Genomic DNA, 8,926 nt, shown 5'->3' on the forward strand with positions numbered 1-8,926 from the left:
ATCATGAGCGAGACCCTCTACATCGATGGAACCTGGCGGGCAGCAGCCTCCGGGAAGACCCGCGAAATACGTTGTCCGGCCGATGATTCCGTAGTCGGAATCGTCGCCGAGGCGAGCGCGGAGGACACTGTCGCGGCCATTGCCGCGGCCCGCAATGCCTTCGACCACGGACCGTGGCGCGAGACGTCGGCGGCCGAGCGTGGTGACCTGCTGCTCAAGGTTGCCGACGCGATCGATGATCGGCGGGAGGAATTCGTCAACGCCGAGACTCTCGACACCGGCAAACGGCCGTACGAGTCCGAGATCGACATGTCCGACATCGCGAACTGCTTCCGATACTTCGGCAAGCTCGCCGCCGACGACGCGGGCCGGGTGGTCGACGCGGGTTCGCCCGATATCGACTCGAGAATCGTCTACGAGCCGGTCGGGGTGTGCGGGCTGATCACGCCGTGGAACTACCCCCTGTTGCAGGCGGCATGGAAGGTCGCGCCCGCGCTGGCGGCGGGTAATACCTTCGTGCTCAAACCGGCTGAACTGACGCCCCACACCGCGATTCTGTTGATGTCGGTGCTCGACGAGCTCGAAGTGCCTGCGGGAGTGGCCAATCTGGTGCTCGGTGCGGGTGCCAGCGCGGGTGCGCCACTGTCGGAGCATCCCGATGTCGACCTGGTGTCGTTCACCGGCGGGCTGGCCACCGGCAAGATCATCGCGCGCGAGGCGGCCGCCACCGTGAAGAAGGTCGCCCTGGAACTCGGCGGCAAGAATCCGAATGTGATCTTCGCCGACGCCTGCGACACCTCCGAACGCCTGGCCGCCAGTGTCGACAACGCCCTGAACGCGGCCTTCCTGCACTCGGGCCAAGTGTGTTCGGCGGGTGCGCGTTTGGTGATCGAGGAATCAGCGCACGATCGTTTCGTCGACGAGCTCGTCCGCCGCGCCGAGCAGATCCGGCTCGGGTTGCCCTTCGCCGAAGGAACCGAAGCCGGCCCGCTGATCTCGGCCGCCCACCGCGACAAGGTGAATGCCTATGTCGAACAGGCCCGTGCCGACGGTGCCGTCATCCGCACCGGCGGTGCCTTCGCCACCGGCGACGAAGGCTCGGGCAATCTCGACAACGGCTGGTTCTACCTGCCGACGGTCATCGACGAGGCGACCCGTGCGATGGCGTGCGTGCACGACGAGGCGTTCGGGCCCACCGTGACCGTGGAGACGTTCACCACCGAGGACGAAGCCGTCGAGATCGCCAACGACACCGAATACGGTCTCGCGGGCGCGGTCTGGTCCAGCGATGCCGCGCGCGCCCGCCGCGTGGCCGCCCGGTTGCGGCACGGCACGGTGTGGGTCAACGACTTCGGGCCGTATCTGCCGCAGGCCGAGTGGGGTGGTTTCGGTCGCTCCGGGGTCGGCCGGGAGCTCGGGCCGTCCGGGTTGCACGAGTATCGCGAGGCCAAACACGTCTACGAGAATCTCCGGCCGGGGGTCACCGGCTGGTTCACCGTTCGGGAGGGACAGCGATGACCACTTACGATTACGTGATTGTCGGCGGCGGTTCGGCGGGCGCGGCCGTCGCGTCACGGCTGTCCGAGGATCCGTCGGTGACGGTGTGCCTGCTCGAGGCGGGACCGTCCGATGTCGACGACCCGGCGATCCTGCAGCTCGACCGGTGGATGGAACTCCTGGAATCGGGCTACGACTGGGATTACCCGATCGAGCCGCAGGAGAACGGCAATTCGTTCATGCGCCACGCCCGCGCCAAGGTGCTGGGCGGCTGCTCCTCGCACAACAGCTGCATCGCGTTCTGGGCACCGCGCGAGGATCTCGACTCGTGGGAGAACGACCACGGTGCCACCGGGTGGGGCGCCGATTCGGTGTATCGGCTGTACCCGCGGATCGAAACCAATGACGCTCCCGGCGAGCATCACGGTCGCAGTGGCCCGGTGAACATCATGACGGTGCCGCCGAACGATCCGTGCGGTGTCGCGTTGCTCGACGCCTGCGAGGAGGTCGGCATTCCGCGCGCCGAGTTCAATGCCGGACGCACGGTTGTCAACGGCGCCAACTTCTTTCAGATCAACAGCCGCACCGACGGCACGCGGTCGTCGTCCTCGGTCAGCTACTTGCACCCCAATCTCGACCGCCCGAATCTCACCATCCAGACGGGTGCGTGGGTCAAGAAGATCGTGATCGAGAACGGGCGGGCAGTCGGAGTCGACATCACCGACAACGCGTTCGGCCGCACCACCCGGATCAGTGCCGATCGTGAGGTGATCATCTCCGCGGGCGCCATCGACTCACCCAAACTGCTCATGCTCTCGGGCATCGGACCCGCGGATCACTTGCGCGAGATAGGAATTGACGTAGTGGTCGACTCCCCCGGGGTCGGCGCGCACCTGCAGGACCACCCGGAGAGCGTGATCGGTTTCGAGACAACCCGCCCGATGGTCGACAACTCCACGCAATGGTGGGAAGCGGGGATCTTCACCCCGACCGAGGACGGTCTCGACCGACCGGACCTGATGATGCACTACGGCAGCGTCCCGTTCGACATGCACACCCTGCGCCAGGGCTACCCGACCGCCGAGAACACCTTCTGCCTCACCCCGAACGTCACCCACGCCCGCTCCCGCGGCACCGTGCGGTTGCGCTCGCGCGACTTCCGCGACAAGCCGAAGGTGGACCCCCGCTACTTCACCGACCCCGAGGGTCACGACATGCGCGTGATGATCGCAGGCTTGCGCAAGGCCCGCGAGATCGCCGCGACGGAGCCACTCGCCGACTGGGTGGAGCGGGAGCTGTACCCGGGCCCGGACGTGCAGACCGATGCCGAACTGGCCGACTACGTGCGCCGCACCCACAACACCGTCTACCACCCGGCGGGCACGGTCCGCATGGGCGCGGTCGACGACCCGATGAGCCCACTCGACCCGGAACTGCGTGTCAAGGGCGTCGACGGTCTGCGGGTCGCCGACGCCTCGGTGTTCCCCGAGCACACCACGGTCAATCCGAACATCACGGTCATGCTCGTCGGCGAACGCTGCGCGGAACTGGTCGCTGCCGCTCGAGAATGATCTGGTCAGCGGGGTGTAGCGATTACACCCCGCTCAGCAGCCAGGGCTGGAAGGTGCACGCTAGGGCGGGGGTTTGCTCCGGGTCGAGGGCGTTGAGGACGATCGAGAGCACTCGTGGCGAGTAGGCCATCGTGATGTGGTCGGACAGGTCCTGCTCACAGCCGTCCTGCAGGGTGATATTGCGAACGGTGGCGCCAGGGCCCGCCTTCAAGAACGTCTGGTCGTAGGGGGTGGAGACCTGGTCCCAGCGGCTGCCGACCACGGTGTAGTCGACGCCGGGCATCGTGTCGCCGCCAGCATTGAGGCGGTTGATGAAGTCCGAACCCACGGTCTGTTGGATGCCTGCGTGGCCGATGAAGATTTCCTGGAAGCCGAGAATGTCGATGCCCATGTTGTTGATCGCCCGGCCAAGTGCCGCGATCCCGAGCAACGTGGTGCCGTGATTGGTGGCACCGAGGGTGATCATCTGCTGGACTTTGTCCGCGCCACCGTTGAATTTCAGGTACTGCCGTCCGACCGTGCCGCCCTGGGAGTGGCCGACCATATTGACCTTGCTCGCCCCGGTGGCGGCGAGCACCCGGTCGACGAAGGCCGCGATCTGAGCGGCCGATTCCTCAATGTAGCCGGTGGCGTTGACCGAGGGCAGCACCGAGCCGCCTCCGCCGCCTTCGAGGGGGCCTGCCTGCCCATAGTTCAGCGTGAAGACGCAGTGACCGGCGTCGTGGAGGGGCTGGGCCATATACGCGAAGTTGAGGTAGGCGTTGGACCAGGTGCCGTGCAACAGCACCACCGGTTCGGGATTGCGCTCGGTGGGTTGGCAGTTCCAGTCGTTCGCGCCTGCGGGGGCCGCCTCCGGATTGAGCAGGCCGTAGCCGAACGCGGCCAGCCCGGAGGTCTGATGCGGTCCGAAGCCCACGGTGTCGGAGGCGTACCCGCCCGACGATCCCGAACTCGAGCCGGAACCGCCGAGGCAGTCACCGGACCCGTTGCCCGAGCCCGCACCGCTGCCCGAGGTGCACGCCGACCCGGTACCGACGATCGGCTTCGCGGCGGGGTCTTTCAGCCCCTCGGCAATGAGATCGGCCAGTTGCTGCTGCGTCGGCGCCGGCTCGGCGGTCGCGGCATGACCCGACAACCCCGTGGCCACGACCACCGCGCAGGCGACGAACGCCACCGACCATCCACTGACCTTCGAGCTCATTCCGGCTCCCGCATCCCTCGTCTGGCACCAATGTGTTGGCCGAGAAGCTAGTTTCGCCAGCACCTCGAGCGGCGCGATCGCACACAGATCAGAGCCAGGTCACGAGTGCGCGATTGGATGTCAGGTCCGCATGACAACGCGCGCCGGGTTTCCCCACGGTGCGCACCGAAAATAAATCAGCCGACATTTCGGGCGCGATATGTCACCATCATTTCAGCAGGTGATCCGCATCGGGCGAGGAACCGACGAGCAGCATCGAGAGGAGGAGACGGCCGTGAAACAACAAGCGCCACAGCGAGATTCGGATAAGACATATCGCCGCGCGGAATCGGTCCATAGCGCGATGCGCCTGGATATCGATGGCTTCGGCCGTCTCCTGTTCGTGGCCTGACCGGCCCCTTCCACCTCCGACGTTCGCTTCTCTGGAAAACATGGTGATTCCCATGATGATTCGTCCTGCCGTCGACTCGACGGTGCCCGCATCCGAGGACTGGATACACCAGAGGGTGCTCGTGCTGAACGCCAGCTACGAGGCCCTCGATGAAATCACTGCCGATCGGGCCGTGACACTGCTGATCAGTGGTGCGGCGGAGACGGTCATCGAGCGGGTCCCGCACTTCCCCATTCGGTCGCAGCACCTCGTCATCGGGTTGCCCGAGACCATCCGGTTGGTGCGGTACGTGTACCTGGCGCATGTCAGGCCGATCGGTGACGACAGCCGCGCCACCCTCGCCGGGGTGTTGCGTCGCGACAAGCACCGGTGCGGGTACTGCGCCGACTGGGCGCACACCGTCGACCACATCCGCCCGCGTTCCAGGGGCGGGCCCAATACCTGGAGCAATCTCGTGGCCTGCTGCGCCCCGTGCAATTCGGGCAAGGCCGACCGCACCCCGGAAGAGGCGGGGATGCGGCTGTTGTGGGAGCCCAAGGCTCCCGACCCGCTCGCTCGCAAGCAGCGCCGGATCTGGAAGGAGTACGCGCCGTGACCACCACCGACCTCGCACTGACCGAACTGCTGACCCTGTCCGATTCCGGAGAATGGCACCGCGCCGCCTGCCGCGGTGACCCCAACCACGAGGCGTGGTTTCCGTACCCGTCGCAGGACTTCGACTACGCCCGCAAGATCTGCGCCGATTGCCCGTTGCTCGCGGGGTGCACCGAGTATGCGGCGCAGACGGGTCAGTCGGGGGTGTGGGGTGGTCGTGAATACGACCGCGGCCGCGTGATCCGCGCATAAAGGGCGCAGACGCGCAACGTTCGGCGGAGCCGGGTGTCCACTGTGGCACCCGGCTCTGCGGCGTTCGGCACACACTGCATGATTGCGTGCGCCGCCTCACCGGTTCTGACCTGCGGCGATGCGCACCTGTATGCGCTGTGCTGCGGTTGCGCCCGGTGTCCTTAAACTTGCCGCGTGGGTACGCATCGCAACGGGACCAGTTCTCGAAGTATCAGCAAGGGTCCGGTTATCGCGGCATCGGCACTCGTCCTGGTGATCGTCGCCGTTTTCGCGTGGTTCCAGCTCAGTGATCGCGCCGATTCGACCGACGTGGCCGCCGCCGCCGAGTGTGTCGAGGGCGCAGCGCAGCTCGATGTCACCGTCGACCCGGCGATCGCGGGCCCGGTGCAGGCCGCGGCCGACCGGTTCAATGCCTCCAAGCCACGGGTGCGCGACCACTGCGCGCAGGTGGCGGTGTCGGCTCACCCGGCGAGTGCGCTCGTCGCAGGTCTCGCCGATACCGCGAAGTGGGATCCGGCGCTGGGTCCGCTGCCTGGACTGTGGATCGCCGATTCGAGCCGGTCGATCGAGCTGGTCCGGGTGCCCGGCCTGATCGAGGGCACGCCCGCCTCGATCGCCACCAGTCCGATCGTGCTGGCCGTGCCCGATGCCCTGCGTCAAGTGCTCGAGCAGCATCAGATCTCCTGGGCCGACCTGCCGCGCCTGCAGCAGGGCTCGCTCGACGAGCTCGGTCTGTCGGGCTGGGGTGGGCTGCGGATGGCGCTGCCCGCCGGTGACGCCACGACCGCCGCCGCCGCATCGATCGGTGCCGCGATCTCGGGAACCGATCCGCTCACCGAGCAGGCAGCGGGCTCCGGTCAGGTCGTCGCCGCGATTTCCGGGCTCGCCGCGGACGCCCAGACTCCGGCCGACCTGATGACCGCCAAGTCGGCGATCAGCGCCAATCCCGCCGGCGACGACGTGCACGCGGTCGCCGCCACCCAGCAGCAGCTCGGCACCGGTGGCCTCACCGCGTACCGGCCCGTCGGCACCGCGCCGCTGGCCGACTATCCGGCGGCGCTGCTGTCGGGGCCGTGGGTCGACAAGACCCAGAATCTGATCGCCTCGCGGTTCATCGACTTCCTGCGCGCACCCGAGCAGGCGGGCGCGCTCGCCACCGCGGGCTTCGGTCCCGCCATCGGCTCCGCACCGGCGAATCCGCCCCGCGCGGCACTGGAAAAGGTGCAGTCGACACTGGCGAACCCGGTCCTCGGCGTGAACGGCACAGTCTTGCTCGACGTGTCGTCGTCGATGGGCACCGCGGAGGGCTCGACCACCCGCCTGTCGAACGCGATCGCCGCCGTCGCCTCGACACTGCAGGTGATGCCGCCCGACTTCGGGCTCGGCCTGTGGACGTTCGGCAAGAACCTCGACGGCACCAACCCGTACAAGGTGCAGGCGGAGACCGAGCTGCTCACCGATGCCCAGCGCAACGCCGTCGGCTCGGCGGTCACGTCCGTGAAGCCGAGCCAGGTCGTCGCCGATCAGGCCTACCCGAGCCTGCTCGCCGCCTACCGTGCCGCCGTGGCGGGCTACTCCCCCGGCCGGACGAATTCGATCCTGCTGATCACCGACGGTCCCGACGACGATTCGTCGCTGACCGGCCCCGCGCTCGTCAGCGAGATCACCGCGGCGACCAGGTCCGACAAGCCCGTCCGTATCGACGTCGTCGTGGTCGGCGGCGAGGGCACGCAGACCCTGCAGACTCTCGCCGAACAAACCGGCGGCACCTACACCCGCATGCCGACCAGCAACGACCTCGGCTTCGGCACCGCGGTGGTCAAGGCACTCACCACGCCTTGACCGCGGCACGCCGGCGGGAACCGCGACCCACTACAGCGAAACCTTCACCAGTGCACCGGATTCCATCGCGACCCACAGGTATCCGGCAGCGTCGACGGTGAGTCCGTGCGGTTCGGCGCCTGGTAGGTCGAGGTGGGTGATCGCGCCGTCGGTGCTGATCCGGCCGAGTCGGCAGCTCGCCCATTCGGTGAACCACAGCGCACCGTCGGGACCTGCCACGATCGCGTGCGGGCGGGCCTCGGTGTTCGGCAGGGCGAATTCGGTGACGTTGCCGTCGAGGTCGATGCGGCCGATGGCACCGGCACCGATTTCGGTGAACCACAACGCGTTGTCGGGGCCCGCGGTGATGCCGACCGGACCGGCCGCGGGTGTGGGGAGCAGATGGACTCGGAGCGCGAGATCGGTGTCGACGCGGGCGATCGCGTTGCCCTGATTCACCGTAAGCCACAGTGCCCCATCGGGTCCCGGCGTGATCATCGAGGGCATACCGTCGACCTCGACGCCGGTGACGGTGCCGTCCGCGGCGAGTCGCCCGACCCTGCCCGCCTGCAATTCGGTGAACCAGAGCGCGCCGTCCGACCCGACACAGACACCGTAGGGACCTTGCATTTCCCTGCTGGTGAGGACTCCCTCCGTGGTGATCCGCCCGAGTCTGCCCCCGTGGAACTCGGTGAACCACAACGCTTTGTCGGCACCTGCGACGATCACGGTCGGCTGTCCGTCGGACTGTTCGAGCGGATAGGTGTCCACGACCCCGTCCCCATATCGTCCGATCACCCCTTGCGCGACCAGCGTGAACCACAGCGCCCCGTCGGGTCCGACTGTCACGCCGTACGGCGCCCCCGGTACGTCGAGTACTTGCACGATCTCAGTCAAAGTTCTCCATTCCCCGGAAGGCCGTCGCGTGGCCGAACTGTGCACCAATCGCAACTAATGTAGCTTTAAAGTACATACGCGCCTCAACTAACGCAACAGGAGTTGTTTTTGGAACCCCAACGACGGCCCGGCGGACGCAGTGCCCGGGTCAGGGAAGCTGTGCTCGACGCGACGACCGCCGAACTCGCGGAGAGGGGCTATCAGGGCCTCAACGTGGATTCCGTCGCTCAGCGCGCCGGGGTCCACAAGACCACCGTTTACCGGCGCTGGGGCGGACCGGAGGGCTTGGTCGCGGATGCGCTCGAACGCGCGTCGGAACAGCCGTGGCCGATCCCGGATACGGGCACTCTCGCCGGTGATCTGCGTGGGCTAGCCGAGCTTGTGCGCGTGGGTTTCGATGATCCCGAATCCGGCCCGGTGGCAACAGCTTTCGTTACGGCTGGGATGCAGCATCCTGATGCGGCCGCCGCGCTACGCCGCTTCTATGCCGCGCGTCATGACGAGGCGGCGGTGATCGTGGCGCGAGCAGTCGAGCGTGGCGAGGTCGAGCCGGATATCGACGCGGACGAAGTCGTCCGGCTCGCCATCGCACCGCTGTTCCACCGGCTGTTCATCACCCACGAACCGGTCACCGCCGAGCAGGCCCGCCGCGCCGCGGACGTCGCCGCCGCGCTCGCCAGAACACCGCGAGAAAGCTGAGTT

At 67.4% G+C, this 8,926-nt stretch carries 9 protein-coding genes; 6 read left to right on the plus strand and 3 right to left on the minus strand.

All coding sequences use genetic code 11. The features are described from left to right. Positions 1 to 3 precede the first annotated feature (3 nt). Together ACFWUP_RS01330 and ACFWUP_RS01335 are read left to right on the plus strand one after the other, a co-directional pair. Positions 4 to 1,518, plus strand: a complete 1,515-nt coding sequence (locus ACFWUP_RS01330; protein WP_379229658.1) for an aldehyde dehydrogenase family protein — start codon at positions 4 to 6, stop codon at positions 1,516 to 1,518. Then, positions 1,515 to 3,068, plus strand: coding sequence for a GMC family oxidoreductase (locus ACFWUP_RS01335; RefSeq protein WP_379229659.1), 1,554 nt, complete (start codon positions 1,515 to 1,517; stop codon positions 3,066 to 3,068). Before ACFWUP_RS01330 ends, ACFWUP_RS01335 begins: the two co-directional genes overlap by 4 nt. Before the next feature lie 22 nt (positions 3,069 to 3,090). On the opposite strand, the gene ACFWUP_RS01340 is transcribed toward ACFWUP_RS01335, so the two are convergent. Both ACFWUP_RS01340 and ACFWUP_RS01345 read right to left on the minus strand, forming a co-directional pair. Continuing rightward, a complete protein-coding gene (locus ACFWUP_RS01340) occupies positions 3,091 to 4,269 on the minus strand; it encodes an esterase/lipase family protein (protein WP_379229660.1) in 1,179 nt (392 codons plus the stop codon). Between the two features lie 208 nt (positions 4,270 to 4,477). After that, positions 4,478 to 4,714, minus strand: coding sequence for a hypothetical protein (locus ACFWUP_RS01345; RefSeq protein ID WP_379229661.1), 237 nt, complete (start codon positions 4,712 to 4,714; stop codon positions 4,478 to 4,480). Between ACFWUP_RS01345 and ACFWUP_RS01350 the strand changes: the two genes are divergently transcribed. The 3 genes from ACFWUP_RS01350 to ACFWUP_RS01360 all read left to right on the plus strand — a co-directional run bounded on the left by ACFWUP_RS01350 (position 4,713) and on the right by ACFWUP_RS01360 (position 7,348). Next, complete coding sequence (locus tag ACFWUP_RS01350) at positions 4,713 to 5,255, plus strand: HNH endonuclease (RefSeq protein WP_379229662.1); 543 nt, start codon at positions 4,713 to 4,715, stop codon at positions 5,253 to 5,255. The genes ACFWUP_RS01345 and ACFWUP_RS01350 overlap by 2 nt on opposite strands. After that, positions 5,252 to 5,506: a WhiB family transcriptional regulator gene (locus ACFWUP_RS01355; protein ID WP_379229663.1), complete on the plus strand. Its 255-nt coding sequence runs from the start codon at positions 5,252 to 5,254 to the stop codon at positions 5,504 to 5,506. The genes ACFWUP_RS01350 and ACFWUP_RS01355 overlap by 4 nt, the downstream gene beginning before the upstream one ends. A gap of 174 nt (positions 5,507 to 5,680) precedes the next feature. Beyond that, entirely contained in the window at positions 5,681 to 7,348 is a 1,668-nt protein-coding gene (locus tag ACFWUP_RS01360) for a VWA domain-containing protein (protein WP_379229664.1), read from the plus strand. A gap of 30 nt (positions 7,349 to 7,378) precedes the next feature. Here ACFWUP_RS01360 and ACFWUP_RS01365 read toward each other — a convergent pair whose 3' ends face one another. After that, positions 7,379 to 8,224, minus strand: coding sequence for a virginiamycin B lyase (locus tag ACFWUP_RS01365; protein WP_379229665.1), 846 nt, complete (start codon positions 8,222 to 8,224; stop codon positions 7,379 to 7,381). Between the two features lie 108 nt (positions 8,225 to 8,332). Here ACFWUP_RS01365 and ACFWUP_RS01370 point away from each other — a divergent pair, with 108 nt between their 5' ends. After that, the gene (locus ACFWUP_RS01370) at positions 8,333 to 8,923 is read left to right on the plus strand and encodes a TetR/AcrR family transcriptional regulator (RefSeq protein WP_379229666.1); all 591 of its coding nucleotides are present in this window, start codon (positions 8,333 to 8,335) and stop codon (positions 8,921 to 8,923) included. Positions 8,924 to 8,926 lie beyond the last annotated feature (3 nt).

This window comes from Nocardia sp. NPDC058658 (assembly GCF_042716665.1).
Taxonomy (GTDB): Bacteria; Actinomycetota; Actinomycetes; order Mycobacteriales; family Mycobacteriaceae; genus Nocardia.